The following is a 26,153-nucleotide window of genomic DNA, read 5'->3' as shown; positions in this document are numbered from 1 at the left end:
CAATCCGCGATACCCGATTGGCCAGCGCTAGTTTCACACCATGCCATCAGATAGCGATGCAGTAGCCAAAGCGGGTCGATCCGGGCCCACCGTGTCCCGGCGCGCAGCAATTCTCGGCGCCACCGCCACCGATATCGATCAAGACCTGGTCTCGGCCCGGGCGTTCGAAGCGGTCATCTGGGGTATGCCCTTGGTCAACTACGACCGGATGCTGCAGGCCGCCATCGGCATCGGCGGTGGTCCGAACCAGGTCGTGTACTGGTCGAAGCTCGTGGACTCGAAGAACCAGACCCTGACCCCGAATCCGAACGCCATCTACCTGATGCCGTTCTACGACACCTCGGCCGGACCCGTGGTGCTCGACATCCCGCCCGCCGAAGGCGATTCCACCATCACCGGGTCCATCGACTCGGCCTGGCAGACCCCACTCGCCGATGTCGGCCCCGCCGGGACCGACAAGGGCGCGGGCGGCCGCTACCTGATCCTGCCGCCCGGCCACGACGGCCGGATACCGGACGGATTCATCCCGCTGCGTTCGGAAACCACCACCGGCTTCGCCCTGCTGCGCTCGAACGTGAAGAGCGGCAGCGACGCCGATGTCGCGGCTGCGGTGACGTACGGCAAGCGCTGCGGCCTCTACCCCGCGAGTGCCGCCGGAAACCCGCCGCCGACACCGTATGTCGATGCTTTCGGCAAAGAATACGATGCCACGATTCCTTACGATCACGACTTCTTCACCGCCTTGAACCGGCGGGTGCAGGTCGAACCGTTCCTGGCCCGCGACATGGCCATGATCGACCAGCTCGCTACCCTCGGTATTACGAAAGGCGGTCAGTACCAGCCTGATCCGGCGGAAACCGCGCGCCTGGACTCCGCCGCAGCCGACGCTCACACCTGGATCGAACAGCAGTACGTCAAACTCTTCACGCCCGCCTACTTCGACGGGACGCACTGGGCGGTGCCGGTCGACCAGACTTTGATCACCGCGATGCAGAACGGGTACGCAGATACCTCGAACTACCCGGTCGACACCCGCGGCATCACATACAGTTTCGGGTTCTTCTCCGCGAAAAGGCTCGGCTCGGGCCAGTTCTACCTGATGGCTATCAACGACGAGAACGGGCACGACTTCGACGGTGGCAAGAACTACCGCATCACCGTGCCGGCCAATGCACCGGTCAGCCTGTACTGGTCGGCCACGGCGTACAACCGCGAAACTCACACTTTGATCCGCGATGTCGAGTGGCCCAGCCGCGCCTCCAATACGCCTGGCCTGCAGCCCAATGCCGACGGTTCGGTTGACGTGCACTTCGGTCCGAGCGCACAGGAGGACAAGAAGTCCAACTGGGTACCCACCAAATCCGGGCAGGCGTTCGAGGTTCTCTTCCGTTTCTATGGACCCCAGCCAGCGCTCCTCGACAAGAGCTGGAAGCTGCCTGATATCCAACCCGCCTGAGCCTGGCTCCGAATGTGAAATTAGTTGTGTAACAATATAATTCGGTGCTTGTGGCATTCGAGTCCGCGTTAGAATAGAGGTATGAATTCGGCAGGTCAGGTTCTCACGGACGACATCACGGTGGCGGATGCCATCGATATGATGCGTGTCGCGACCGAAGTCCTGATCGTCGAATCCCTCGACCCGATCGAGGATGACGACCTGGTGGATGTGCTGCGGGATTGGGAGAGCATGCGGCGCAGCACGGCCGCGTTCGAGCACAAGATGATTCGGGAAGTCGAGAATCGGGGGCTGCCGGAGCAGGCCGGGGTGAAGCGGACGTCGAAATACCTCGAGCAGACCTTGCGTCTCGGGCACGCCGAAGCCTGCGCGCGAGTGCGGGCCGCGGAGTTGCTGGGGATGCGGCGGGAAGCCGGGCGGATGGTCAAGCCGTGGCTGTCGTGGACGGCGGCGTTCCAGGAAATGGGTTTGGTGTCAGCCGATTCCGCGCGCCACATCGCGAAGATCATGGACAAGATTCCGGGGAAGGTCGACGCCGATACCCGCGACCGCGCCGAATTCCAGCTCGCGCACTTCGCCACCGAATCCACGCCCGATGATCTGCCCAAGATCGGGGACCGGATCCTGGGCTACCTCGACCCCGACGGGCGTCTCACCGATGATTGCGACCGGCAGCGGCGGCGCGGGATCAGCTTCGGCAAGCAGGGCGTCGATGGCATGTCGGCGATCGCCGCGCAGGTGACCCCCGCGCTGCGGGCGGTGCTGGACCCGATCTTCGCCAGCCTGGCCCGGCCCGGCATGTGCAACCCCGATGATGCTGAAAGCCCTTGGACCACCGAGGGACTCGACGACGCAGCCCTCGCCGGGCTGGAGCGGGCCGCACGCCGTGACAACCGCACCGCCGCGCAGCGCAACCATGACGCGCTGCTGGCGTTCCTGCGGCCCGAGATGGGTCCGGCCACTCCCGGTCAGCACCGTGGGCTGCCGGTCTCGACGATCATCACCATGTCGCTCGCGGAGGTCGAAGCGGCTGCCGGGGTGTCCACGACCGCGTCGGGTGGGACCGTGCCGCTGGGAGAAGCATTGCGGCTGGCCGAGAAGTCGAAGCCGTTCCTGGCGATCTTCGACCACGCCGGGCAGGCCCTGCACCTCGGGCGGACCAAGCGGCTCGCGAACTCCGCACAGCGGATGGCGTTGATCGCCACCGAACGCGGCTGCACCCGCCCGGGATGCAACGCACCCGCCACGCTGACCCAGGTGCACCACGTCACCGAGTGGGCCAAGGGCGGTCGGACCGACATCGAAAACTTGACCTTGGCTTGCGATGCTTGCCACGCGCTGATCCATGACGGGCCAGGCGGCTGGAAAACCGTTGTCATGCCAAAGGATTCCGGCCATGCGGGCCGGACAGGGTGGATCGCGCCACGTCACATCGACCGCACCGGAACACCCCGGGTCAACGATCGCCACCATGCGGGTGAGCTGATGGCCGCCTCCCTGGCCAGGCTGCGCGATGGCACACGCCCACCGGTCAAATGGTGGTCACTCGCCTGACAGGTGGCCTCCCCCGATCATGCAAAGCCCGCGCCCCGCCAAAGGTGGGGCCCTTCGGGCTGCGTGCGTCACGGCTGCTCGTGTCACAAGGGCGTGCGCAGAGCTACGCGGAGTGTGGTCGCCTCGCCTGCCCTACCGGACTTGGGCTGACGCCAGGTTGGGAACCATCACCCGCCACCCCCAGCCCACGGCCTGCACGCATCGCCTTCTACAGACAACCCGAAGATCCCTTTGCCCTTGCCCCGGGACGATGCGCGGCCGAGCCGTGCGGGGCTGGTAGGTGAGGGGGCCTCGCAAGCTCGGCCGCCCTCTCTTCCTTCTCCAGGCGTCTTTGGTCCTTGGTTGTTCCGGCCCTAGGCGGCCGTGCCGCCCGCGTGCGCGAATTCGGCAAGCTGACCAGCAAGGCTGTTCGGCACGCGAGCGTGAACCCGGGTACCGGTTTCCTCATGCTCGGAGCTGAGGATCTTGCCGTCCGCGTGGATCCGAGCCAGCAGGTCCCCGCGGGTGTAAGGCAGCAACACACTGACCTCGACATCCAACCCGCCGAGAATCTGACCGAGTCGGTCCCGAAGCTGATCCACCCCCTCGCCCGTGCGAGCGGAGACGAAGGCCGCATCGGGCAGCCATCCCCGCAGCTGCGTCACCTCCAGCGGATCCAGGGCGTCAATCTTGTTGACCACCAGGAACTCCGGCGGAGCAGGCGTCTTGGTTTCCTTCAGCACATCGGTGATGACCTCGCGAACCGCCTTGATCTGCTGATCCGGCAGCGCGTCGGAACCGTCGACCACATGCAGGAGCAGGTCCGCGCCGGTCACCTCTTCCAGGGTGGACCGGAACGCCTCGACCAGCTGCGTGGGCAGGTGGCGGACGAAACCGACGGTGTCGGTGAACACGACCTCTCGGCCGTCCTCCAGCGCCGCGCGGCGGGTGGTCGGATCGAGGGTGGCGAACAGCGCGTCCTGCACCAGGATTCCGGCATCGGTCAACGCGTTCATCAGCGAGGACTTGCCCGCGTTGGTGTAGCCGACGATCGCGACCTGCGGGATGCCGCTGGACGAGCGCTTGGCGCGCTTGGTGTCGCGGGCGGTCTTCATCTCGCGGATCTCGCGGCGCAGCTTGGCCATTCGCTCGCGAATCCGGCGACGGTCGGTCTCGATCTTGGTCTCACCGGGACCGCGCAGACCCACACCGCCGTTGCTGCCCGCACGGCCACCGGCCTGCCGGGACATGGACTCACCCCAACCGCGCAGACGCGGCAGCATGTACTCCATCTGGGCCAGCGAGACCTGCGCCTTGCCCTCGCGCGAGGTGGCGTGCTGGGCGAAGATGTCCAGAATCAGCGCGGTGCGGTCGATGACCTTCACCTTGACGATCTTCTCCAGCGCGGTCAGCTGCGCGGGCGAGAGCTCACCGTCACAGACGACGGTGTCGGCGCCGTGCTCGAGCACCATGCCGCGTAGCTCGTCGGCCTTACCCGAGCCGATGTAGGTGGACTTGTCCGGCTTGTCGCGGCGCTGGATCAGCGCGTCGAGCACTTCCGAACCCGCGGTCTCCGCGAGCGCGGCCAGCTCGGCCATGCTCGCGTCGGCCTGGGCGGCCGTGCCCTCGGTCCAGACACCGACCAGAACGACCCGCTCCAGTCGCAGCTGCCGGTACTCGACCTCGGTGACGTCCTCGAGCTCGGTGGACAGACCCGCGACGCGACGCAGCGCGGCGCGCTCCTCGAGCTGCTGCTCGCCGACGGTCGGCGCGGCCGACCAGCCATTGCGGCCGGTCTCGGGCGCGTCGTTGATCTCCTCGTCGAGGTCCTCGGCGGGAGTGAACTCATACGTTTCTGGCTTACTCATACACCTCCATAGTCCCACGTCCCAACGAACGACCGCACTCGGTTATTTCGGGGCGACCGCGGCCCGCCCGCGGGCCACCACTCACGACCTGGCCACGAACCGCTCCCCTGCGCGCACGATCACATCGTCGAGCACCTCGCGGGACCGCAGCAGGTCCGCGATGGTGCGGTCGATCTTGTCGCGTTCGGCGCGCAATTCGTCGACCAGCTCGGGTGTGGCGCGCTCGTTCGCGCCGCCGTCGGTGTCACGCATGCACGGGAGGATCTCGAAGATCTTCTTGCTGTTGAGGCCGGCCGCGAACAGCTCCTGAATGTGGATGACCCGGTCCACGGCGAGCTCCGGATAGTCGCGCTGGCCGCCCGGGGTACGCGTGGCCACCAGCAGGCCCTGCTCCTCGTAGTAGCGCAGCGACCGATCGCTCACGCCGGTACGTTTTGCCAGCTCACCGATTCGCATGCGGCACTCCGGAATCCGAGGCTTGCACCTCACATTGATGTCAGGTTTTACCTTACCGGCATGACGAACACAGACCTCTTCACCACCGGCCGCGTCGGCGCCCTCGAACTCCCCAACCGCCTCGTGATGGCCCCGATGACCCGCAATCGCGCGGCCGCCGACGGGACCCCGACCGAGCTCATGGCCACCTACTACACCCAGCGCGCGAGCGCCGGCCTGATCATCGCCGAGGCCGCCACCCCCAACCAGGTCGGACTGACCTACCCGAACATCCCGGCCATCTACACCGATTCGCACATCGCGGGCTGGCGGCGGGTCACCGACTCGGTGCGGGCCGCGGGCGGACGCATGGTGCTGCAACTCCAGCACGGCGGACGCGTCGGGCACCCCGACAACAGTGGACTGACTCCCGTCGCACCGTCGGCCATCGCACTGCCCGACACCGTGCACACCCCGACCGGGCATCAGGACGCCGTCACCCCGCGCGAACTCACCGTCGCCGAAATCCAGGACACCGTCGCCGATTTCGTCACCGCCGCCCGCAATGCGATCGCAGCCGGATTCGAGGGCGTCGAAATCCACAGCGCCAACGGCTATCTGCTGCACCAGTTCCTGTCCGACAACACCAACCAGCGCACCGACGCCTACGGCGGGTCGATCGCCAACCGGATCCGGTTCACCGTCGAGGTGGTGGACGCGGTGATCGCGGCCGTCGGAGCCGAGCGGGTCGGGGTACGGATCGCCCCCGGGGTGAACGTCAACGGCATCGCGGAAACCGACACCGACGAGCTGTACCCGGCGCTCGTGTCCGCTCTCGCGCAGCGGCGACCCGCCTACCTGCACGTGGTCTTCGCCGACCCGGAAAGCAGCCTCTTCCACCGCATCCGGAGCCTGTGGCCGACCACCCTGATCGCGAACCCGAACCTCGGCTGGGGCGTCCCGCTGCCCGCCGACGGCGGTGCGGCCGCAGCCGGCGCGCTCCTCGGCGCGGGCGCGGACCTGGTCTCGCTGGGCCGCTCGTTCCTGGCCAATCCGGACCTGGTGGAACGCCTGCGGATCGGCGCGCCGCTCAACACCGTCCGCGACGCGCACCTGATGTACGTCGGCGGCGCGACCGGCTACACCGACTACCCGGCGCTCGCCGACAACTCCGCGCCCGGCGATTCCGCGCTGGACAGCCTCGCCACGAAGCAGCTCTCCGCCGTCAGCGCGGCGTGAAGATCCGCTCAGGCGTCCTGCCACCACTTGGCCGCGATGCGGCCCGCCGCCACCAGCTCGGACGGGCCGCGCAGCCACGCCGAACCGTTCTCGATGCCGACGGTCACCACGCCGCCGGGAATGCGGACCTTCACGTGTCCGGTGTCCGAGGCGAGGTCGAAACCGTCGCGGGCGAGGGCCGCGGCGGCCGCCGCAACGGTTCCCGTGCCACAGGATCGGGTCTCGCCCACGCCGCGCTCGTAGACGCGCATGTCCACACCCCGCTCGCCGTCGGAGCCGACATTCAACGGGGTGAGGATCTCGACGTTCACACCGTGCGGGAACAGGGTGTGATCGAAGCCGGGGGCGTGCTCGAGGTCGAGGTCGGCGAGCAGCGCCGGGGTCAGGTCGGGGTCCACGCAGGCCAGGTGCGGGTTGCCGACGTCGATGCCGATCCCGGTGAATTCACGTCCGCTCAGCGTCGCCGTCGAGGGGCCGAGGTTCTTCACAATGCCCATGGCGACGGTCACTTCACCGTGCACAGGATCGGCGTGGTGCACGACCACCGGCCGCGCGCCCGCGCGGGAGCCGACCACGAACTCGGAACGCTGCTCCAGCCCGGTCGCGACCAGATAGTGCGCGAACACCCGCACCCCGTTGCCGCACATCTCGGCGATGGACCCGTCCGCGTTGCGGTAGTCCATGAACCAGTCGTCGACGTCGACGCCCTCGGGCAGTGCGGCCAGCACGCCGGTCTCGATCAGCGCGCCCGCGCGGGCCACCCGCAGCACCCCGTCCGCGCCGAGCCCCCGCTGCCGGTCGCACAGGGCGGCGATCCGGGATTCGGTGAGCTGCAGCCAGGCGTCCGGGTCCGGCAGCACCACGAAATCGTTCTGGGTGCCGTGGCCCTTGCTGAATTCGATATCAGCGGCGCTGCTCTCGCTCGTCATGGTCATTACGGTAGCGCCCGGCGCTGACGGGAGATTTCGTAGAGGGCCACCGCGGCCGCGGACGGCATACCGAGCGTGCCGTCGGTGGGGATGCAGACCAGTTCGTCGCACACCTGCCGCCAGCCCGGGGCCAGGGCCGCGGTCTCGTCGCCGAGTACCAGCACGGTGCCGCCGTCGAATTTCGCGTCGTCGAGGGCCAGGCCGCCGCGATCGTCGCTGCCGACGATCCGGGTCGGGACACCACGCGCCCGCTGCCGGTCCCGGAACGCCGCCACCTGCGCCGGACCGGAGGTGCGCAGCACGGGCACCTCGAACAGGGCGCCGTCGGAAGCGCGCACGCTCTGCGGGTCGTACTGGTCGACACCGGAACCGGTCACGATCACCCCGCCCGCCCCGAACGCCGCCGCGGATCGGATCAACGCGCCCAACCGGATCGCCGACGCGGGCCGATCCACGACCACCACGGTCGCCGGATCGTCCGCGGCGCCCGGCGCGAAGTCCTCGAGCTCGGGCCGTTTCGTCACCGCGACCGCGACCAGTTCCGGCACCGGCTCGCTCGGTTCGGCCAGTTCGGCCATCACCTCCGGCACCAAGCCGATACTGGGCACGCCGCTGGAGTCCAGCACCTGCCGCGCCCACGGCGACGGTTCCGGATCACCCAGCCGGTAGACCAAAGTCTCCAGCGGCCAACGGCATTCGAGGGCGCGGCTGATGGGCCGCGTGCCCTGCACCAGGAATCGGGAATCCCGGGTACGTGCGGCGCGGGTGGTCAGGTAGGCCTGCCACACCCCGACCGCGGCGGTGCGTGTGTTCGCGCGACGCGTCACTGTGGTTGTTCCTGTTCGTCCCTCATCGGTGAGGCTCGAGGAGGGCCAGCGTGGTCTCCGCCAAGGCGGGATCCGCGCCGTCCACCCATCGCACCCGCTGATCTCGGCGGAACCACGACCGCTGTCGCCGGACATAGCGCCGGGTGCCGATGAAGGTGCGCTCCTGAGCTTCGTTCAGGTCGTATTCGTTGTCCAGGAAATCGAGGACTTGGGCGTAACCGATGGCGCGGCGGGCGGTTTGGCCGTGGCGCAGACCGTGTGCGAGCAAGCCCTCGACCTCGTCGAGCAGACCGGATTCGAACATCTTCGCGGTGCGCAGTTCGATGCGGGCATCCAGTTCGGCGGTCTCCCGATCGACACCGATAATGGCTGTCCCCCACCGGGGTTCACCGATCTGGGGCGCCGAGGCGGCGAACGGCTGCCCGGTCAGCTCCACCACTTCGAGGGCGCGCACCATGCGGCGGCCGTCGGTGGGCAGGATCGTCTGCGCGGCCACGGGATCGGCCTGCTTCAGCGCCTCGTGCACGGCGACGGTGCCGCGGTCGGCCAGCACCGTCTCCCACTTGGCGCGGATCTCCGGATCGGTGGCCGGGAAATCCCAATCGTCCAGCAGCGCTTGCACGTACATCATGGAGCCGCCCACGATGACCGGGGTGCGGCCGCGCGCCATGATCGCCTCCACGTCGGCGCGGGCCGCCGCCTGATACGAGGCGACGGTGGCGGTTTCGGTGATGTCGAGGACGTCGAGCTGGTGGTGCGGGATGCCACGGCGTTCGGCGACCGGGAGTTTCGCGGTGCCGATGTCCATACCGCGGTACAGCTGCATGGCGTCGATATTGACGATCTCGCCGTCCAGGCGTTCCGCCAGATCCAGGGCCAGATCGGACTTTCCGGTGGCGGTGGGGCCGACGACCGCGACGGGGCGGGTCACGCGGTGACCCCGCCATCGGCGGAGAGCGTCGGGCGCCACACGCTGACGTGGTAGGCGACGCCGAACGGGGCTGCGGCGTAGCGGGTTTCGACCTGCGGATCGGCGGGGTCGGCGGTGAACAGTCCGGCCAGCGCCTGGTAGGCGGGCCGGCCCTCCACCTCGATCTCGGCGCACAGGGCGGTGTCGAGGGCCGCGAGGGTCGCGCGGTCGCCCGCGCTCAGGGCTTGGTCGATGTCGGCTTGCACGCCCTCCGCGCGCTCGTCGAGGTATCGGGGGGCCTTCAGCGAGAGGGTGGCCGCGCCGTCGGCAACCACCAGGACACCGACCGGTTCGGATTCTGCGTCGAGTTCCGCTCGCAGCGCCCGCCCGAAGGCCAGACTCTCTTCCGCGGTGGCATCGGCCGAGATCAGACGGCATTCCGCGACGGTCTCGGGCGCGACCTGCTCGCGTAGCCACCCCGCGATCAACGCGGGCAGCGGTAACAGGACATCCGCGACACGCTCGGCAACCGGGCCTGACAAACCGACCCGCACGTCCACGCCGTATCCCCGGAATGTGCCCACCGCGTCAGCACCGATCACCCGGCCCGAATCGCCCGCGCCCGAGCCCTCCCCCGGCTCCGCCACGCCGACGACGACCCATCGCGACACGCGGGCGGCCAACTCCCGGCCCGCAGCCGACACCGCAGCTCGCAGCTCTGCGACAGCCCCCTCGACGGCAGACCCGGCCGCGCCCTCCAGTTCGGGAACCAGCACGGGCGGCGAGGGGACCAGTGACGCAACACAGAACACGCCGTCAACCGTAGCGCTACCGCACCTCACCAGCCCCACCCCCGCCGATCGCCGCGCCGCCGAAGCGGCCTCAAAGACAGCATTTCGCATCTCAGCCTGGTTGAATGGGATGAGCTAGACCGATGAGCTAGGGCGTAACCAGGCAGCCGTGACGCGCGGCAGGGACGAGGAGCTATGACCGACAACAACGGAAACGAGAAGGCTACCCACCCGGAGTCGACCCCGACGCCCCAGCCCGGCGCCGCCGTGCCTGCCCCGAGCGAGAGCGCCAAGCCATCACCGGCGGCCGCCGCCGCACCCCGCCCGGGGGGCCCGCGCCGCAAACCCGAAACTCCCAAACCGCACGCCATGCCCGGCCCGGCCGCCGCGCATCCGCACCCGGTCGTCGTACCGAATGTCAGCGACCCCAGCCAGTGGGGACGGGTCGACGACGACGGCACCGCCTGGGTCAAGACCGCCGACGGCGAGCGGGTGATCGGCTCCTGGCAGGCCGGTGACGCCGCCGAGGGCCTGGCCCACTTCGGCCGCCGCTACGACGATCTGGCCACCGAGGTGGCGTTGCTGGAGGCCCGCCTGGCCGCCGGCACCGACGCCCGCAAGACCAAGACCGCCGCCACCGCGCTTGCCGAAACGTTGCCGACGGCCTCGGTGATCGGTGATCTGGACGGTCTGTCCGCCCGGCTGCAGGCCATCATCGAACACTCCGACGAGGCGGCCGCGCACGCCAAGGAGGAGAAGGACCGCACCCGGCACGAGCAAACCGAGCGCAAAGAGGCCTTGGCAGCCGAGGCCGAGCAGATCGCCAACGACTCCACCCAGTGGAAGGTCGCCGGCGACCGGCTGCGGGAGATCCTCGACGAGTGGAAGACCATTCGCGGCGTGGACCGCAAGGTCGACGACGCGCTGTGGCGCCGCTTCTCCAAGGCTCGCGAGGCGTTCAACCGCCGCCGCGGGGCGCACTTCGCCGATCTGGATCGCGAACGCGCCGCCGCCAAGGGCCGCAAGGAAGAGCTCTGCGTCCGCGCCGAGGAACTGTCCGGCTCGACCGACTGGTCCGGCACCGCCGCCATCTTCCGTGAGCTGCTGACGGAGTGGAAGGCCGCCGGTCGCGCTCCCCGCGAGGCCGACGAGCAGCTGTGGCGTCGCTTCAAGGCCGCACAGGACGTGTTTTTCGCCGCCCGCAACTCCGCGGCCAGCGAACGCGACCACGAGTTCGAGCACAACGCCTCCCTCAAGGAGGAACTGCTCGAGGCCTACGCGCACATCAACCCCGAGACCGGGCTCGATGCCGCTCGCAACGCCCTGCGCGAACTCCAGGAGAAGTGGGACGCCATCGGCAAGGTGCCCCGCGAGCGCATGCACGACCTGGAATCGCGTCTGCGCGTCATCGAGAAGAAGGTCCGCGAGGCCGCCGACGCCCAGTGGCGCCGCACCGACCCCGAGGCCATGGCCCGCGCCGCCCAGTTCCGCGAGCGCGTCGCCCAGTTCGAGGAGCAGGCCGCCAAGGCCCAGGCCGCGGGCAAGACCCGCGACGCGGAGAAGGCCTTGGAGCAGGCCAAGCAGTGGCGCGAATGGGCCGAGGCCGCCGAAGGCGCGGTCAGCCAGCGCTGAGCTGTGAAAAGAGCCCGGCGGCAACCTGATTCGGTTGCCGCCGGGCCTCTTTCGTCGAGCGGAGCAGCTGCCTTCGACCCCGCCACCGCGATCCTCGGCCACACCGCACCGCACTCCGACCGTGGCCCGGACGAGCCGCGTTGTCCGAGGGTGGCCGCGCGAACGCCCCCATCACGTGAAAAAGGCCCGGTGACAACCGATTCGGTTGTCACCGGGCCTTCCAGATCTTCGTGGTGCCGTAGTTCAGTCTTCGCCGAAGAGGCGGCGGCGCTGCTGGTCCTCGGCCTTGGCGGCGGCCAGGCGACGCTGTTCCTCGGCGGCCAGCTGGACCGAGGTGCGGGCCCAGACCACGCGGACCCAGTGGAAGGTCAGCACGATGATGGCGAGGGTGGCCAGGATGAGGCCGGCGCCGGGGCCGGCGCCGTGGTAGTTACCGAGGCCGGGGGTCTGGCGGTGCCAGATGGACAGGACGCCGAAGACGCTGCCGACGGCGGAACCGGCGACGGCGATCCACGCCAGCATCCAGCGGCGGGTGATGAGCGCGAGCACCGAGAAACCGATGCCGAAGATCACCACGAACCAGACGAACACCCGCGACGGCAGGCCGATGTGGTCGGCCTGGGCGACGGCGTCGTAGAGCAGCACGTCGAAGCCGCGGGTCTTGCCCGCGTGCGGCAGCACCAGCGAGGCCAGCAGCACGAACACCGAACCGGCGACCACCATGGCGCGCATGCCCGGGTCGATCTCGCCGGCGATCTTGCGTTCGACGGCCTCGAGGTCCGCGCGGAACTGCTCGAAGTCCTGACTGTGGTCGGCCGCCTTCATGCTCTCCTCGTTCGCGTCGGGCGCCTGCTGCGACGCCGTATCCGATTGTGCTGCTTCGTCTTCCGGCTGCTCCGGCCGGTCACGAGGCTCGTCGGAGCCGGTGGGCTGCTGCTCGGTCATGCTGATCCTCGCTGACGCCGTAGCGCTCCCGCGCCGTGACTGGGTGCGGCGTGCGCGGGCGAAGAGCCGACGGCGCACGTCCCCCGCGATCCTGCCCTATGACACAGCGTAGTTGACCAGCGACCCCCACGATCCCGGGACCGGTTCCGGCCCGGCCGCCGATCGCACGCGATTCGCCGCGGCGCGCGATTACTCGCCGCAGGCGGACCCGCAGCCCGCCGCCGCCGTCTCGACCACCACCGGCGCGCCGATGCTGGGCAGGCCCAAGCCGACGCCGATGGGCGCGGTCTTGGGGGTGATGCCCTGCTCGTGGGCGTCGCCCGCGCGGGTGCGGCGGTGGCTCAGCACCTCGCCGTCGGCGATCAGGTAGTGCGGGGCCGCACCGGTGACGTCGATGGTGATGATGTCGCCCGGCCGGATCTCGCTGCCCGGCGCCGGGTTCACGGTCGGGCGGAAGTGGACCAGGCGGCCGTCGCGGGCGCGGCCGGACATGCGGGCGGTCTTGTCGTTCTTCTTGCCCGCGCCCTCGGCGACCAGCAGCTCGACGGTCGAACCGATCAGCGCCTGATTGCCCTCGAGCGAGATCTGCTCCTGCAGCTCGATCAGCCGGTCGTAGCGTTCCTGCACGACCTCCTTGGGCAGCTGGTCGGGCATGGTCGCGGCCGGGGTGCCCGGGCGGATCGAGTACTGGAAGGTGAACGCGCTGGTGAACCGCGCCTGCCGCACCACGTCCAGGGTGGCCTGGAAGTCCTCCTCGGTCTCACCGGGGAAGCCGACGATGATGTCGGTGGTGATGGCGGCGTGCGGCATGGCGGCACGCACCTTCTCGATGATGCCGAGGAACTTGGCGCTGCGGTAGGAGCGGCGCATGGCCTTGAGCACGCGGTCCGAGCCGGACTGCAGCGGCATGTGCAGCTGCGGGCAGACATTCGGGGTCTCGGCCATCGCCTCGATCACGTCGTCGGTGAACTCGGCCGGGTGCGGGGAGGTGAAGCGGACCCGCTCGAGGCCCTCGATCGTGCCGGTGGCGCGCAGCAGCTTCGCGAAAGCGCCACGGTCGCGCGGCTCTTCGGGGTCGGCGAACGAGACGCCGTAGGAGTTCACGTTCTGGCCCAGCAGCGTCACCTCGAGCACGCCCTGCTCGACGAGCGCCTGCACCTCGGCGAGCACGTCGCCGGGCCGCCGATCGACCTCCTTGCCGCGCAGCGCCGGAACGATGCAGAACGTGCAGGTGTTGTTGCAGCCCACCGAGATCGACACCCAGCCCGCGTACGCGGACTCGCGCTTGGCGGGCAGCGTGGACGGGAACGCCTCGAGCGACTCGATGATCTCGACCTGGGCCTGCTCGTTGTGGCGGGCCCGCTCCAGCAGCACCGGCAGCGAACCGATGTTGTGGGTGCCGAACACCACATCCACCCAGGGCGCCTTCTTGACCACGGTGTCGCGGTCCTTCTGCGCCAGGCAGCCGCCGACCGCGATCTGCATGCCCTCGCGTTCGGCCTTGATCGGCGCCAGGTGGCCGAGGGTGCCGTACAGCTTGTTGTCGGCGTTCTCGCGCACCGCGCAGGTATTGAAGACGACCAGGTCAGCGGTATCGCCGGCCACGGCCTTGACGTAGCCGGCGTCCTCAAGCAGACCCGAGAGCCGCTCGGAGTCGTGCACGTTCATCTGGCAGCCGTAGGTGCGGACCTCGTAGGTCCGGGCCGGGGAATTCACCCAACCAGGGTAATAGCTGCCCGGCGGAGGCCCTAAACCCGTCCGGGCCTCGGGCGAAACCCGTCCGGGCCGCGCGCACCCGGACCCCGTGGCCGCGCCGTGGATGGTCGCCGAATTGTCGCCGAATCAACGCCCGACCGGCCGAGCTGGTCTCGGCAGCGTCAATCGCTGGTTACGCGCGGGTGTCGAGTCTCGGCACAACCCGGGCCGGACCGGCAAAGACGAGCATTTCGGGCGCAAGGTGGTTAGGGTCACTGGTCATGACCGACGTGGCCGATTCCATCAGCACTCCCGCGCCGATGATCTCGATGCGGAATGTGGACAAGCACTTCGGCTCGCTGCACGTCTTGCGTGACATCAATCTCGAAGTGCCCAAAGGGCAGGTCGTGATCGTGGTGGGACCCTCGGGCTCCGGCAAGTCGACGTTGTGCCGAACCATCAACCGGCTCGAGACCATCGATTCCGGTGAGATCGCCGTCGACGGGGTGAAACTGCCCGAGGAAGGCAAGGCCCTCGCCAAGCTGCGCGCCGACGTGGGCATGGTGTTCCAGCAGTTCAACTTGTTCGCGCACAAGACGATTCTCGACAATGTCATGCTCGCGCCGGTGAAGGTGCGGCGCCTCGACAAGACCAAGGCGCGGGCCCGGGCGCTCGAACTGCTCGACCGGGTCGGCATCGGCAATCAGGCCGACAAGTATCCGGCGCAGCTCTCCGGCGGACAGCAGCAGCGCGTGGCCATCGCCCGCGCGCTGGCCATGGATCCGAAGGTCATGCTGTTCGACGAGCCCACCTCCGCACTGGACCCGGAGATGGTGTCCGAGGTGCTCGACGTCATGGTGCAGCTGGCCAAGGACGGCATGACCATGCTGGTCGTCACCCACGAGATGGGCTTCGCGCGCCGCGCCGGCAATCGGGTGCTGTTCATGGCCGACGGGCAGATCGTCGAGGACACCGAACCCGAATCCTTCTTCACCGCACCGAAATCGGATCGCGCCAGGGACTTCCTCGGCAAGATCCTCTCCCACTGACTCCACAAGAGAACAGGACGTTCGATGAGGATCAACCCCGCGCTCAGGATCGCCGCCGGAGTGGCTGCCCTGGCCCTCGCTGTCACCGCGTGTGGCGGCAGCAGCAACAAGACGGCCAGCCAGCACGCGGCCGACGGCAAACTCACCATCGGCATCAAGTACGACCAGCCGGGCCTGGGCCTGCACAACAAGGACGGCAGCTTCAGCGGCTTCGACGTCGACGTCGCCACCTACGTGGCCGACAAGCTGGGTGTGAAGGCGGAGAACATCACCTTCAAGGAGTCGCCGTCCGCGCAGCGCGAGACGCTGATCGAGAACGGGCAGGTCGATTTCATCGTCGCCACCTACTCGATCACCGACAAGCGCAAGGAGAAGGTCGATTTCGCGGGCCCGTACTTCCAGACCGGGCAGTCGCTGCTGGTGCGGTCGGACAACACCGACATCACCGGGCCGGATTCGCTGAACGGCAACAAGAAACTGTGCTCGGTGAAGGGCTCCACCCCGGCGCAGAACATCAAGGACAAGTACGTCGCCGCCCATGAGGTGCAGCTGATCACGTACGACACCTACTCGCTGTGCGTGGAGGCGCTCAAGTCCGGCGCGGTCGACGCGGTCACCACCGACGACATCATCTTGCGCGGTTACGCGGCGCAGTCGCCGGGCGCGCTCAAGGTGGTCGGCAACACCTTCACCGTCGAGAAGTACGGCATCGGCGTGAAGAAGGGCGACACCGAATCGCGCGGCAAGATCAATGACGCCATCGACGCCATGATCGCCTCCGGGGCGTGGAAGGCCGCGCTGGAGAAGGAGTTCGGCGCCACCGGCTTCCAGGTTCCCGAGCCGCCCAAGGTCGACCGGTACTGATTCACGGACTCGTGCCGGGTGATTTCCTGCTGACAGAGTTCACGGAATCACCTGGCACGCTTCGTTTTCCGATCGGAGGAATGGGGCAGTCGTGTTCGACTTGATCTCCAACTATCACACCAAGTTGCTCGACGCGTTCTGGGTGACCATCAAACTGACGCTGTATTCGGGGTTCTGGGCGCTGATTCTCGGCACCCTCGTCGCGGGCATGCGGGTGTCGCCGATTCCGATCGCGCGCTGGATCGGCACGTTGTACGTCAACATCATTCGGAACACGCCGCTCACGCTGATCATCGTGTTCTGCTCCATCGGCCTGTACTCCACGCTCGGGCTGCGGCTCGCGGCGGAGGGGCCGAACAGCATCTCCGAGAACAACTTCCGGTTCGCGATCGTCGGGTTGAGCGTCTACACCGCGGCTTTCGTCTGCGAGTCGCTGCGAGCGGGCATCAACACGGTGCCGTTCGGGCAGTCGGAGGCGGGCCGTTCGCTGGGGTTCACCTTCGGGCAGAACCTGCGCATGGTGGTGCTGCCGCAGGCCTTCCGGGCGGTCATCGCGCCGCTGGGCAGCGTGCTCATCGCCCTGACCAAGAACTCGACCATCGCCTCGGCCATCGGTGTCGGTGAGGCGGCGCTGCTCATGGCGGAGATGAACGAGAACGAGGCGGCGGTGCTCAATATCGGCGCCATCTTCGCGCTCGGGTTCGTGATCCTGACCCTGCCGACCGGCCTGTTCTTCGGCTGGCTGGCCAAACGATACGAGGTGGCGCGATGACCGCGGCGTCCGTGCTCTACGACGCGCCGGGCCCCCGCGCCCGGGTGCGCTACCGGATCTATTCGGTCATCGCGATCGCCGCTGTCGCCGCGGTGTTGTGGTTCCTCTACCGCGGGCTCGCCGACAAGGGTCAGTTCACCGAAGCCAAATGGAAGCCGTTCACCGAGAGCCAGGTCTGGAGCACCTACCTGCTGCCGGGTCTGCGCGGCACGCTCGAGGCGGCGGCGCTGTCCATCGTGCTGGCGCTGGTGCTGGGCATGCTGTTCGGCATCCTGCGCATGTCGGATCATCGGGCGATCCGCTGGTTCGCGGCCGTGGTGGTGGAGGTCTCGCGGGCGATTCCCGTGCTGGTCCTGATGATCTTCCTCTACTACCTGTTCGCCAAGCAGAACGCCTTCCCCTCCGATCAGCTGGCGCTGGCCGCCGTGGTGACGGCGCTGACCGTCTACAACGGATCCGTCATCGCCGAGATCGTCCGCTCGGGCATCCGCGCGCTGCCCAAGGGGCAGACCGAGGCGGCCGTGGCGCTGGGCATGCGCAAGACCCAGGTGATGGTCTCGATCCTGCTCCCGCAGGCGGTCACCGCCATGATGCCGGCGCTGATCTCGCAGATGGTGGTGGCGCTCAAGGACTCCGCGCTGGGCTACCAGATCACCTACCTCGAGATCGTGCGCTCGGGCACCCAACTCGGTGCCGCGCAGCAGAACCCGATCCCGTCGCTGATCGTGATCGCCATCATCATGATCATCATCAACTACACGCTGACCGTGCTCGCCACCCGCGTCGAGAAGTGGCTGCGCACCCGCAAACGCGGCTCCCGCGCCGTGGTCGCGGCAGGCACCATCACCGCCCCGCCCGGCATGGACGCCATGGTGTCCGACGTTTCCCTGCAGAAACCGCCGAACTGACCGGTGCGGCTTACCCGACCGCCGGACAAGCCGCTCCCCCAGCTCGCATACTGAATTTCATGACCGAAGACGTCAGCGCTCGAAGAGAATTCGTCGTCGGGCTCTTCCTGGCCACGGTGCTCGCCCCGCTCCTCGCGGGGCTCACCAGCTTCGCCGCCATCCTCGGCGCCCACCTCACCCGCGAGGCCGCACACCGGCTGCGCGCCGCCCGCCGGGAGAAACCCGCCGACCCCGCCTCACCACACCTGACCGCCCAGCGCCCACTGCGCCATACCGGACACCGGCACGCCCGCCGCGCCCTGTCCACCCGCCGCCCGGGCGGCGTCCTGCACTGACCTCCGGCCGGGGCAGACATTCGGCCGAACTCCCCGATGCGCTGATATGGTCAGCCACCACCGCCGCGGATACCTACGCGCACTGGCGGAGTGAGCGGAGCGGGCATAGATGCCGTTGATCAGTCACCCGACAGGTTGGCCTCGGCCAGTTCGGCTTTCACCACCGAGTAGGCCGTGGCGGCGCTGAAGCCACGGCGGGCCAGGAGACCGACGAGGCGTTGGGTGGCCTTGGCGTGGTCCAGGTTTCGGGGGAGGGTGCGGATTTTCGCGCGCACCAATTCGGCGGCACGAGCTTGCTCGTCATCTTCGGCCGAGTCGGTAGGGGGCGGGGACGAGAGCTTCGAGCGGCGCGGGGAGGCCGCTGTTCCAGTGGATGTCCGGTCGGTTCGATCGGGGGCACCGCTGCCGAAGTTGGCGGCGTTCAGCTCCGTGGTCACGACCTTGTAGGCGGTGGCGGAGGTGTAGCCGCGGCGAGCCAGCAGGCCGACCAGTCGACGGGTGGCTGTCTCGCGGTCGAGGTTCGGGGACAGGGTGCGGAGCTTGGCGCGAATCAGTTCGGTCGCGGATTCGGTGTCGTCGGAGGGGGATTCGCGACGAACCTGGCTGGAGTTCGAGCCGCTGGTCGACCGGGGGCTGGAGGGAGGGGGATCGCGACGGGTTGTGGGTGCGGGCGGGACTTCGGTCGTCACCACTTCGAAGGCCGTGCCCGGGTTGTAGCCCTTGCGGGCCAGCATGGCGACCAGGCGGCGGACGGCCTTGTCGCGGTCGAGATCCGGGGACAGGGTTGCGGCTTTGCGGCGGACCAGATCCGACGCGCGGGTCAATTCGTCCGCGGCGGTGATCGACTCCAGGGCCGGTTCGGCGTGTTCGGGTGCGATTCCCTTGCGCCGCAATTCCTCGGCGAGGACCTTCTTGCCCTTGCCTCCATACGTGTGCCGCGAATGCACCCACTGCTGCGCGAAGGCCGCGTCGTCGATCAACCCGACCTCGGTCAGCCGATCGAGCACCCGCTTCGCCACGTCAGCGTTGAAACCCTTGTCGGCCAGCCGATCAGCCAACTCGAACCGACTCCGAGCCCGATCAGTCAGCAGACGCAGGCAGATATCCTTCGCCTGCGCTTCGGTGCCGCCACCCGCGGGCGCGCCCGATCCGGCCGATTCCTCACCGGACCCATTCCGCCCCCGGCGACGACCCCGCCCGCGACGACCCTCGTCATCTTCGAAGAAGTCTGGACCCTCAGCGCGGTCCGCATACGCCCCGCCCCGACGGCCGCCCCGCCCACGCCGACTGTCGTCATCCTCGGAGTCGGCACCGTCGCCCCCAGCCCTTTGCCCGTACTCGCCGCGCCGACGACCACCACGACGCCCGCGTCCACCGGCCCGATCCGCATCGGGCCTGCCGCCTTCCGACCCCGAACGCGAATCCTCATCGTCACGGCCGTACGACTCCATCGAAGCCGGATACTCGTCATCGCGTGAATACGACTCCCCCGCAACCGAGTTCCTGTCATCCCGACGTCCCCTGCGGTGGGTGTTCCCTTCATCGGCATCCTGATACCCGGCATTGCTCGACTGCTCCGCCGAGGCCGCCTTCGCCCGACTCCCCCGGCGCCCCCGCGGCTCCGCGCCCACCGCTGTCGCCGCCGCATTGGCCGCGGCGACAGCGGTGGCTTCGGCCAAGGCGGCGCGTGCAGCGGCCAACTTGTCAGCCGGCGCCGCAGACAGCGAACCAGGGTGGCGCCCGCTGACAGCCGCTTGCGCGGTCGAGGATTCGCTGTCACTGCGGGCTCGCTGCCCGGAGCCTCCCCCAGCGCTGATCGGTTCCGGTTTCGAGGCTGCCGGACGACCGGTCGCCGCAAATCCGTGCAGCGGCTGTGGCGCGTTCTGTACAGCCGCACCAGTGGCGCCCTGGCCTGGGTCAGCGGCGAGAGTGCCCTGGTCCAGGATAGGTTTGGGCCTCACCGGCCGAGTTACTCCCTGTGGCAACGGCTCTCGATCGGCGTCGCGCCCTGGACGGCTCCCGTCGTCGCCGGGGGCAGTGGACGCTTCCTCTCGCCACTGCCCCGGCGGACGGCCTCGCCCGGAGGACGAACGGCGGTGGGGGCGGGATGGATTCGGGGGCGGGACGTCGAGTCCCGGATCAGCGGCGGCTGGTGGACGACGTGCGGATTCGCCGGCACGGCGTGGAGGTTCGGAGTCGCGGGGCGACCGTGCGGGTGTCGCGCCCGACGAGACGTGATCGTCGCCAGGGGCTTCCGGATCGTGGTCCGTGGCCTCGAAGTTCGAGCGAGCCGAGTCGGACCGGTTCGGTGCGTCATCGGCGGTTCGCCAGGTGGAGCGGTCGTCGCTCGGCGAATCGTGTTCGGGGGCGGCGTAGTAGGAGGCGCGGCCGCCGGAGGGGCCGTAGTTCCAGCCGCCGCCGGAGGCGTAGGGGTCGGCGGAGTCGCGGCCGAAGAGGTCGTGGCTCGGCTCGGTGGAGCGGGGCGCAGCTGGTCGGGATCCGCGGCGGGCGGATTTGGCGTCGCGGGATTCCAGTTGGCGGCGGAGGCGTTCCACCGCGTCCAGCTGGGGGGTGGGCCCCGGCGGGGTGCGCCGGGGCCCTTCGGAATCCCGCGAGGTCATGTCAGAAGTCGGCGGCGGTTTCCTCGGCGGTGACGTCTGCGCCGATGCCGAGCTTCTCCTTGATCTTCTTCTCGATCTCGTCGCGGACGTCGGTGTTCTCGAGCAGGAACTTGCGGGCGTTCTCCTTGCCCTGGCCGAGCTGGTCGCCCTCGTAGGTGTACCAGGAGCCGGACTTGCGGATGAAGCCCTGATCGACACCCATGTCGATGATCGAGCCCTCCTTGGAGATGCCGAAGCCGTAGAGGATGTCGAACTCGGCCTGCTTGAACGGCGGCGAGACCTTGTTCTTGACGACCTTCACGCGGGTGCGGTTACCGACCGCGTCGGAACCGTCCTTCAGCGTCTCGATGCGGCGCACGTCCAGGCGGACCGAGGCGTAGAACTTCAGCGCCTTACCACCGGTGGTGGTCTCCGGCGAGCCGAACATGACGCCGATCTTCTCGCGCAGCTGGTTGATGAAGATGGCGGTGGTGCCGGAGTTGTTCAGCGCCGAGGTCATCTTGCGCAGCGCCTGGCTCATCAGGCGGGCCTGCAGACCGACGTGGCTGTCACCCATCTCGCCCTCGATCTCGGCGCGCGGCACCAGGGCGGCGACGGAGTCGATGACGATGATGTCGATGGCGCCGGAACGCACCAGCATGTCGGCGATTTCGAGCGCCTGCTCACCGGTGTCGGGCTGCGAGACCAGCAGCGCGTCGGTGTCGACACCGAGCTTGCGGGCGTAGTCCGGGTCCAGCGCGTGCTCGGCGTCGATGAACGCCGCGACGCCGCCGTTGGCCTGCGCGTTGGCGACCGCGTGCAGCGCGACGGTGGTCTTACCCGAGGATTCCGGGCCGTAGATCTCCACGATGCGGCCGCGCGGCAGGCCGCCGATGCCGAGAGCGACGTCCAGCGCGATGGATCCGGTGGGAATCACCGCGATCGGCTGGCGCGCCTCTTCTCCCAGGCGCATGACCGCGCCCTTGCCGAAGCCCTTCTCGATCTGCGCCAACGCCAGTTCGAGGGCCTTGTCACGATCGAAAGCCGGAGGTGCCATCGTCTGTCCCCTTCTCAACGGGTGAGTCTCATACTGTGGTTGGCGCCCACGTTAGAGGGAGGCACCGACAACTTCCGACGACGAGCTTAGACGAACAGGTGTTCGATGCAAGCGACGCGCTGGGCGACACGCGAAACACCTGGTAGCAACCGATCGGCAAGCTGACCGGGCTCAGGGCACGACCCCCACCTTTTGGTCATCCAACAGCGTCGACGACTGTTTGAACATCCGCAACGCCGACAGCACCTGAACATCGTTGATCCCCGGCAGCGCCCCCAGCGACTCGGTGACATACCGGTACAGATGCGCGGTGTCGTGGCACACCACCGCGGCCACCAGATTCACGGTCCCCGTGGTCGCCGCGACGAACGCCACCTCCGGATGCGTGGCGACGGCCCGGCCCACCGCCTCCAGATCCCCGGGCCGCACCCGCATCCACAGCAGGGCTCGCGACACGTAACCCATTCGCTCCAAAGCGAAGTCGAGGTCGAAGTACAGCACCCCGGATGCGATGAGCTCGCTCATGCGCCGCGCCACCCGGCTCGAACTCCACCCGGTGGCGGTGGCGATCTGCGCGTAGGAGGCCCGCCCGTCGCGCCCCAGGATGGCCAGCATCGCCTCGTCCTCGCGCGACAGCTGCACCGATTTCTCCGGCCCCCGCGGCTCCCACATGGGCGGCCGTGGCCCCAGTTCACGCAGCTGCCCGGCCGTGAGCAGCCTGCTGTAGCGCGGCCACTCCTCGGCGAACGGGAACTGCCGCATCACCTCGTGCACGGTCAGCTCGAGCACCTGGGTGGCGCGCGGGATCATCCGCAACAGCATCTCGTCCTGCCGCTCCACCGATCGCGGCCGGCACACGCAGGTGACCTCGAATCCGGTGGCCAGCAGGGAAACCCAGCTCACGTCCGGCTGCCGGGCGAGCGCTTCGGCCAGCGCGACCGCCCGATTCGGCGCGGTCCGCATGCGCAGGATCCACCGGGTGCGCCCGAGCGGCACCGTATTCACCTGCCCGGCGACATGGAGCATGCCGCGCTCCCGCAGCGACCGGTAGCGCCGGGCGACGGTCTGCTCGGAGACGCCGAGGATCGCGCCGAGCCGCGCGAACGGGATGCGCGCGTCGGTGACCAGGCAGTGGATGATCTGCTTGTCGAGCACATCCAGAACGGCGGATTCGCCCAGATCTTCGCCATCCATGGGAGGAATCCTTCGCATTCAGCGGCGTGACTAGGGGATGTACGCGCTCTCCCCCAGTCTAGGTGACGAAATCGTTCATTCCTTCTGGAGGTTCCCATGCGGAAATGGCTGCCGCTGCTGGCCGCGTGCCTCGGTTCGTTCATGCTTCTCATCGACGTCACCATCGTGAATGTCGCGCTGCCCGATATCGCCGCCGACCTGGGCACCGGATTGTCCGGACTGCAATGGGTCATCGACGGCTACGCTCTCGCCCTGGCCGCCCTGCTGCTCATGCTCGGCGCTCTGGCCGACCGGTTCGGCGCGAAACCCACCTATCTGATCGGTCTCGCCTTGTTCGCGGCCGCGAGTCTCGGCTGCGGGGCGGCCGGATCGGCGAGTGTCCTGGTGGCCGCGCGCGCGGCACAGGGCATCGGCGGCGCGGCCATGCTGGCCACCACGCTGTCGCTGTTGCACGCCACCTACACCGGCCGCGATCGCGGGATCGCGTTCAGCGCCTGGGGCGCGGTGTCGGGCGCGGCCGCCGGTGTCGGGGTGGTGCTGGGCGGCGCGTTGACCGATCTGCTGTCCTGGCGGTGGATCTTCTTCGTCAACCTGCCGATCGCCGCGCTGGCGATCGCCTTGTCCGCCATCGCTTTCGGACCGTCGCCACGCCGTGCCGACCGCCGGGTGGACCTGGCCGGCATGCTGAGCTTCACGGTGGCGGCGACGGCCGCGACCTACGGCATCATTCGCGCGGGCGAGCACGGCTGGGGCGATCGCGGGGCCGCGGCGGCCCTGATCACCGGCGCGGTCGCGCTCGTGGTGTTCGTCGCCGTCGAATCCGGCAGCGCCGCACCGATGTTGCCACTGCCGCTGCTGCGCGGCGCGGGCTTCACCGCCACGTTGATCGCCGCCGCCGGCCTGAGCTTCGCCGCGTTCTCCACGAGCCCGCTGCTGTCCCTGTGGCTGCAGCAGGACCTGCATCTGAGCCCGCTGCGGGCGGGGCTGTCCATGCTGCCGCTGTCGGTGTGCGCCTTCCTGGTCTCGGGCGTCTTCGGCAGGCTGCTGCACGATGTCGCACCGAAGTGGACGATCGGCGGCGGGCTGGCGGTCATCGGCGCGGGCAGCGCGCTGTTGACCCTCATCGACACCGGATCGTCCTGGACCGCGACGATTCCCGGCTATCTCCTGATCGGCGCGGGTGTCGGCATCATGGCCCCGCCACTGGTGGCGGTCGGTCTGGCGGCGGTCCCGCCGCACCAGAGCGGCACCGCGGCCGGGGCGATCAATACCGCGCGGCAGCTGGGCCTGGCCTTGGGAGTCGCCGTGCTGGGCACCGTCTTCCGGAACGCGGGTACCGGAAAGACGCCCGGGCACGCTTTCGTGGACGGCTTGAACACCGCGACGATGACGGCCGGGGTGACCGGAATCCTGTCGGGTGCACTGGTCTTCGCCCTGTACATGCGAGCTGCCCGCCCGGCTCCCGCCCCGGCCGTCGCCCCGCCGGAACCCGCACGGCTCGCCTGACCCGGCGCTCCACCCGAGGCGGTCCACCGCGCCCGTCCCGGCGCGGGTCCGCATCACGGGCAACCACGATCAGGGAGCTCGCACCGAGGAATCGTCCGAATTCCCTCGGTGCGAGCTCCCTGACCGTGTTGCTACCGCAGGGGAAGGGGCGCGTTGTCCTCTTCGGGGGTACGCGGGCCGAAGATGCGGCGCTCGGACTCGGCGATCGGTACATCATTGATGCTGGCCTCGCGGCGGGACATGCGGCCGTCGGGCGCGAACTCCCAGAGTTCGTTGCCGTAGCTGCGATGCCACTGGCCCGCGTCGTCGTGCCATTCGTACTGGAAGCGGACGGCGATGCGGTTCTCGGTGAAGGTCCACAGGTCCTTGCGCAGGGCGTAGCCGTTCTCGGTGGACCATTTGCGCTTCAGGAAGTCGACGATCTCGGCGTGGCCGGTGAGGAATTCGTCGCGGTTGCGCCAGACGGAATCCTCGGTGTACGCCTGCGCCACCTTCTCGGGATCGCGAGTGTTCCAGGCGTTTTCGGCGGCGCGAACCTTCTGCTTCGCGGATTCCAGGTCGAAGGGCGGCAGTGGGGGACGCATGGCGGTGAGCCTTTCGGGTTGACGGGGGATCGCGGGTCAGGGGTTGACCGGCGACAGCTCGGGGTCGGTCCAGCGCAGTGGCGTAGCACCCGAGATCTCGACGACCTCGGTGACGGTGAAATCGATGGCGCATTGCGCGCCGGGCGTGAAAACCGTCTCGTCCCAGGTGATCTCGGCGGTTCCGGTGATTTGCAGGGTGGTCCCGGTACGCCAGTCGGGCACGAGCAGGCCGCAGCGCGGGTCGGAGGCGATATTGCCGAGGGTCATGAACATGGAGTTGCCGCGATAGTCGGGCCAGCGCAGGCGGGTCGGGGAAAGCACCTGCAGGAACCCGGGATTGCCGCCGCGATGGGAGGCGTCGGCGTGCCCGTCGGCGTCGGCGGAGGCGACGAAGAAGGTGTCGGCGCGTGCGATGAGCTCCTGCTGCGCGGCAGCCAACTCCGTGCCGCGACGCACCTCCGGCGCCCCGCCCGCGACCCATTCCTCGACCCCTCGGCGGGAAATGTACTTCGGGCAGTTCGAATACACCTGTTCGGTGTCGATGCGGAGTCCGGTCGCTGTGGGTGCGATCACCCCGTTGACCCGCATGCGGCGGCGCGTTTGCGGTTGCACCGCGATCATCCCGACATGCCTTGTGCCGCGCAGTGATTCGGCCAGCGGGTCGCCCGTCACCGGTGTCGCCTCGACCTCGATGGCGCGCTCACCGGCGGCGTGGACGAATCCGGGCGACCCGGCCAGCTGGCCCGCCCACATGCGACCCGCGTCATCGGCGGCGGCCAGCACGATCATCGGCTGTTCGGCCAGGAATTGCGCGGCGGCGGCCGGAATGTCGGGCCGGATCATCCGGCCGACCCGCTGCGCGATGTCGGCCTGGCCGAGCCGCCGCTGCACCGCCAGTTCCCCGGGGTGATAGGCGACCCCGCCGGGCAGGTCCCGGACCCGTCTGTCGTTCATGTCCGTCTCCCTTCGGGGGCTCGGTTCGGTGTGGAGGCGCCGCGGTGGCACCCATGCGAATCCCGCGGTG

General features: G+C 68.8%; 23 protein-coding genes and 1 pseudogene. 10 read left to right on the top strand and 14 right to left on the bottom strand.

Translation table 11 applies throughout. The features are described 5' to 3' along the window. Window positions 1–91 precede the first annotated feature (91 nt). Both ACQPYY_RS11890 and ACQPYY_RS11885 read left to right on the top strand, forming a co-directional pair. Window positions 92–1,456 (top strand): DUF1214 domain-containing protein, encoded by a 1,365-nt coding sequence (locus ACQPYY_RS11890; protein WP_433593769.1) that lies wholly within the window; start codon window positions 92–94, stop codon window positions 1,454–1,456. 81 nt (window positions 1,457–1,537) lie between these two features. Next, window positions 1,538–3,010, top strand: a complete 1,473-nt coding sequence (locus tag ACQPYY_RS11885) for a DUF222 domain-containing protein (RefSeq protein ID WP_433593768.1) — start codon at window positions 1,538–1,540, stop codon at window positions 3,008–3,010. A 353-nt stretch (window positions 3,011–3,363) separates the two neighbouring features. Here the strand turns inward: ACQPYY_RS11885 and hflX are convergent, their stop codons facing one another. Both hflX and ACQPYY_RS11875 read right to left on the bottom strand, forming a co-directional pair. Further along, window positions 3,364–4,857, bottom strand: a complete 1,494-nt coding sequence (gene hflX / locus ACQPYY_RS11880; RefSeq protein ID WP_433593767.1) for a GTPase HflX — start codon at window positions 4,855–4,857, stop codon at window positions 3,364–3,366. 81 nt (window positions 4,858–4,938) lie between these two features. Next, a complete protein-coding gene (locus ACQPYY_RS11875) occupies window positions 4,939–5,313 on the bottom strand; it encodes a MerR family transcriptional regulator (protein ID WP_379096535.1) in 375 nt (124 codons plus the stop codon). 60 nt (window positions 5,314–5,373) lie between these two features. Here ACQPYY_RS11875 and ACQPYY_RS11870 point away from each other — a divergent pair, with 60 nt between their 5' ends. Beyond that, entirely contained in the window at window positions 5,374–6,531 is a 1,158-nt protein-coding gene (locus tag ACQPYY_RS11870; RefSeq protein ID WP_433593766.1) for an alkene reductase, read from the top strand. Window positions 6,532–6,539: 8 nt separating this feature from the next. On the opposite strand, the gene dapF is transcribed toward ACQPYY_RS11870, so the two are convergent. From dapF to ACQPYY_RS11850, 4 genes are read right to left on the bottom strand one after another with little or no spacing between them, the layout of a single operon-like run. Then, complete coding sequence (dapF, locus tag ACQPYY_RS11865; RefSeq protein ID WP_433593765.1) at window positions 6,540–7,460, bottom strand: diaminopimelate epimerase; 921 nt, start codon at window positions 7,458–7,460, stop codon at window positions 6,540–6,542. A gap of 5 nt (window positions 7,461–7,465) precedes the next feature. Beyond that, complete coding sequence (locus ACQPYY_RS11860; protein WP_433593764.1) at window positions 7,466–8,287, bottom strand: TrmH family RNA methyltransferase; 822 nt, start codon at window positions 8,285–8,287, stop codon at window positions 7,466–7,468. 22 nt (window positions 8,288–8,309) lie between these two features. Further along, complete coding sequence (gene miaA, locus ACQPYY_RS11855; protein ID WP_379096523.1) at window positions 8,310–9,218, bottom strand: tRNA (adenosine(37)-N6)-dimethylallyltransferase MiaA; 909 nt, start codon at window positions 9,216–9,218, stop codon at window positions 8,310–8,312. Further along, window positions 9,215–10,009: a hypothetical protein gene (locus ACQPYY_RS11850; RefSeq protein ID WP_433593763.1), complete on the bottom strand. Its 795-nt coding sequence runs from the start codon at window positions 10,007–10,009 to the stop codon at window positions 9,215–9,217. Before ACQPYY_RS11850 ends, miaA begins: the two co-directional genes overlap by 4 nt. 174 nt (window positions 10,010–10,183) lie before the next feature. Here ACQPYY_RS11850 and ACQPYY_RS11845 point away from each other — a divergent pair, with 174 nt between their 5' ends. Beyond that, window positions 10,184–11,620 (top strand): DUF349 domain-containing protein, encoded by a 1,437-nt coding sequence (locus tag ACQPYY_RS11845; protein WP_433593762.1) that lies wholly within the window; start codon window positions 10,184–10,186, stop codon window positions 11,618–11,620. 243 nt (window positions 11,621–11,863) lie between these two features. On the opposite strand, the gene ACQPYY_RS11840 is transcribed toward ACQPYY_RS11845, so the two are convergent. After that, the gene (locus ACQPYY_RS11840; protein ID WP_433594625.1) at window positions 11,864–12,445 is read right to left on the bottom strand and encodes an Rv2732c family membrane protein; all 582 of its coding nucleotides are present in this window, start codon (window positions 12,443–12,445) and stop codon (window positions 11,864–11,866) included. A gap of 309 nt (window positions 12,446–12,754) precedes the next feature. Further along, window positions 12,755–14,281 (bottom strand): tRNA (N6-isopentenyl adenosine(37)-C2)-methylthiotransferase MiaB, encoded by a 1,527-nt coding sequence (gene miaB, locus ACQPYY_RS11835; RefSeq protein ID WP_433593761.1) that lies wholly within the window; start codon window positions 14,279–14,281, stop codon window positions 12,755–12,757. 299 nt (window positions 14,282–14,580) lie between these two features. Between miaB and ACQPYY_RS11830 the strand changes: the two genes are divergently transcribed. The 5 genes from ACQPYY_RS11830 to ACQPYY_RS11810 all read left to right on the top strand — a co-directional run bounded on the left by ACQPYY_RS11830 (window position 14,581) and on the right by ACQPYY_RS11810 (window position 18,188). Next, the gene (locus ACQPYY_RS11830; protein WP_379100166.1) at window positions 14,581–15,309 is read left to right on the top strand and encodes an amino acid ABC transporter ATP-binding protein; all 729 of its coding nucleotides are present in this window, start codon (window positions 14,581–14,583) and stop codon (window positions 15,307–15,309) included. A 24-nt stretch (window positions 15,310–15,333) separates the two neighbouring features. Beyond that, window positions 15,334–16,173 (top strand): glutamate ABC transporter substrate-binding protein, encoded by an 840-nt coding sequence (locus tag ACQPYY_RS11825; RefSeq protein ID WP_357282891.1) that lies wholly within the window; start codon window positions 15,334–15,336, stop codon window positions 16,171–16,173. A 91-nt stretch (window positions 16,174–16,264) separates the two neighbouring features. Then, a complete protein-coding gene (locus ACQPYY_RS11820; protein ID WP_357096646.1) occupies window positions 16,265–16,945 on the top strand; it encodes an amino acid ABC transporter permease in 681 nt (226 codons plus the stop codon). Continuing rightward, window positions 16,942–17,853, top strand: coding sequence for an amino acid ABC transporter permease (locus ACQPYY_RS11815; RefSeq protein WP_379096509.1), 912 nt, complete (start codon window positions 16,942–16,944; stop codon window positions 17,851–17,853). Before ACQPYY_RS11820 ends, ACQPYY_RS11815 begins: the two co-directional genes overlap by 4 nt. 59 nt (window positions 17,854–17,912) lie before the next feature. Further along, complete coding sequence (locus ACQPYY_RS11810; RefSeq protein WP_379096506.1) at window positions 17,913–18,188, top strand: hypothetical protein; 276 nt, start codon at window positions 17,913–17,915, stop codon at window positions 18,186–18,188. Window positions 18,189–18,307: 119 nt separating this feature from the next. Here the strand turns inward: ACQPYY_RS11810 and ACQPYY_RS11805 are convergent, their stop codons facing one another. The 4 genes and pseudogenes from ACQPYY_RS11805 to ACQPYY_RS11790 all read right to left on the bottom strand — a co-directional run bounded on the left by ACQPYY_RS11805 (window position 18,308) and on the right by ACQPYY_RS11790 (window position 23,039). Continuing rightward, window positions 18,308–18,625, bottom strand: coding sequence for a hypothetical protein (locus ACQPYY_RS11805; protein WP_379100164.1), 318 nt, complete (start codon window positions 18,623–18,625; stop codon window positions 18,308–18,310). 228 nt (window positions 18,626–18,853) lie between these two features. Continuing rightward, window positions 18,854–19,357 (bottom strand): annotated as a pseudogene (gene recX / locus ACQPYY_RS11800) (recombination regulator RecX); the annotation flags it as partial. 1,453 nt (window positions 19,358–20,810) lie between these two features. After that, window positions 20,811–21,845, bottom strand: coding sequence for a recombinase RecA (gene recA / locus ACQPYY_RS11795; RefSeq protein ID WP_357282885.1), 1,035 nt, complete (start codon window positions 21,843–21,845; stop codon window positions 20,811–20,813). A gap of 171 nt (window positions 21,846–22,016) precedes the next feature. Beyond that, complete coding sequence (locus ACQPYY_RS11790; RefSeq protein WP_433593760.1) at window positions 22,017–23,039, bottom strand: Lrp/AsnC family transcriptional regulator; 1,023 nt, start codon at window positions 23,037–23,039, stop codon at window positions 22,017–22,019. 96 nt (window positions 23,040–23,135) lie between these two features. Between ACQPYY_RS11790 and ACQPYY_RS11785 the strand changes: the two genes are divergently transcribed. Further along, window positions 23,136–24,545, top strand: a complete 1,410-nt coding sequence (locus ACQPYY_RS11785; RefSeq protein ID WP_433593759.1) for an MFS transporter — start codon at window positions 23,136–23,138, stop codon at window positions 24,543–24,545. 131 nt (window positions 24,546–24,676) lie between these two features. Here the strand turns inward: ACQPYY_RS11785 and ACQPYY_RS11780 are convergent, their stop codons facing one another. Together ACQPYY_RS11780 and ACQPYY_RS11775 are read right to left on the bottom strand one after the other, a co-directional pair. Further along, the gene (locus ACQPYY_RS11780) at window positions 24,677–25,129 is read right to left on the bottom strand and encodes a nuclear transport factor 2 family protein (protein WP_379096496.1); all 453 of its coding nucleotides are present in this window, start codon (window positions 25,127–25,129) and stop codon (window positions 24,677–24,679) included. A gap of 36 nt (window positions 25,130–25,165) precedes the next feature. After that, window positions 25,166–26,083 (bottom strand): pyridoxamine 5'-phosphate oxidase family protein, encoded by a 918-nt coding sequence (locus ACQPYY_RS11775; protein ID WP_433593758.1) that lies wholly within the window; start codon window positions 26,081–26,083, stop codon window positions 25,166–25,168. Window positions 26,084–26,153: the final 70 nt, after the last annotated feature.

It is taken from the genome of Nocardia sp. CA-145437, assembly GCF_050956485.1.
In the GTDB taxonomy this organism is placed as follows: Bacteria; Actinomycetota; Actinomycetes; order Mycobacteriales; family Mycobacteriaceae; genus Nocardia.
The sequence above is the reverse complement of the archived record's forward strand: the minus strand, read 5'-3'. Positions and strand labels throughout refer to the sequence as shown.

Coding starts and splice junctions, on each gene's coding strand:
- hflX (WP_433593767.1), bottom strand. CDS start 4,857: ATGAGTAAGCCAGAAACGTATGAGTTCACTCCCGCCGAGGACCTCGAC.
- ACQPYY_RS11840 (WP_433594625.1), bottom strand. CDS start 12,445: ATGAAGGCGGCCGACCACAGTCAGGACTTCGAGCAGTTCCGCGCGGAC.
- ACQPYY_RS11830 (WP_379100166.1), top strand. CDS start 14,581: ATGATCTCGATGCGGAATGTGGACAAGCACTTCGGCTCGCTGCACGTC.
- ACQPYY_RS11825 (WP_357282891.1), top strand. CDS start 15,334: ATGAGGATCAACCCCGCGCTCAGGATCGCCGCCGGAGTGGCTGCCCTG.
- ACQPYY_RS11785 (WP_433593759.1), top strand. CDS start 23,136: ATGCGGAAATGGCTGCCGCTGCTGGCCGCGTGCCTCGGTTCGTTCATG.
- ACQPYY_RS11870 (WP_433593766.1), top strand. CDS start 5,374: ATGACGAACACAGACCTCTTCACCACCGGCCGCGTCGGCGCCCTCGAA.
- ACQPYY_RS11780 (WP_379096496.1), bottom strand. CDS start 25,129: ATGCGTCCCCCACTGCCGCCCTTCGACCTGGAATCCGCGAAGCAGAAG.
- ACQPYY_RS11885 (WP_433593768.1), top strand. CDS start 1,538: ATGAATTCGGCAGGTCAGGTTCTCACGGACGACATCACGGTGGCGGAT.
- ACQPYY_RS11815 (WP_379096509.1), top strand. CDS start 16,942: ATGACCGCGGCGTCCGTGCTCTACGACGCGCCGGGCCCCCGCGCCCGG.
- dapF (WP_433593765.1), bottom strand. CDS start 7,460: ATGACGAGCGAGAGCAGCGCCGCTGATATCGAATTCAGCAAGGGCCAC.
- ACQPYY_RS11810 (WP_379096506.1), top strand. CDS start 17,913: ATGACCGAAGACGTCAGCGCTCGAAGAGAATTCGTCGTCGGGCTCTTC.
- ACQPYY_RS11790 (WP_433593760.1), bottom strand. CDS start 23,039: ATGGATGGCGAAGATCTGGGCGAATCCGCCGTTCTGGATGTGCTCGAC.
- ACQPYY_RS11845 (WP_433593762.1), top strand. CDS start 10,184: ATGACCGACAACAACGGAAACGAGAAGGCTACCCACCCGGAGTCGACC.
- ACQPYY_RS11775 (WP_433593758.1), bottom strand. CDS start 26,083: ATGAACGACAGACGGGTCCGGGACCTGCCCGGCGGGGTCGCCTATCAC.
- recA (WP_357282885.1), bottom strand. CDS start 21,845: ATGGCACCTCCGGCTTTCGATCGTGACAAGGCCCTCGAACTGGCGTTG.
- ACQPYY_RS11875 (WP_379096535.1), bottom strand. CDS start 5,313: ATGCGAATCGGTGAGCTGGCAAAACGTACCGGCGTGAGCGATCGGTCG.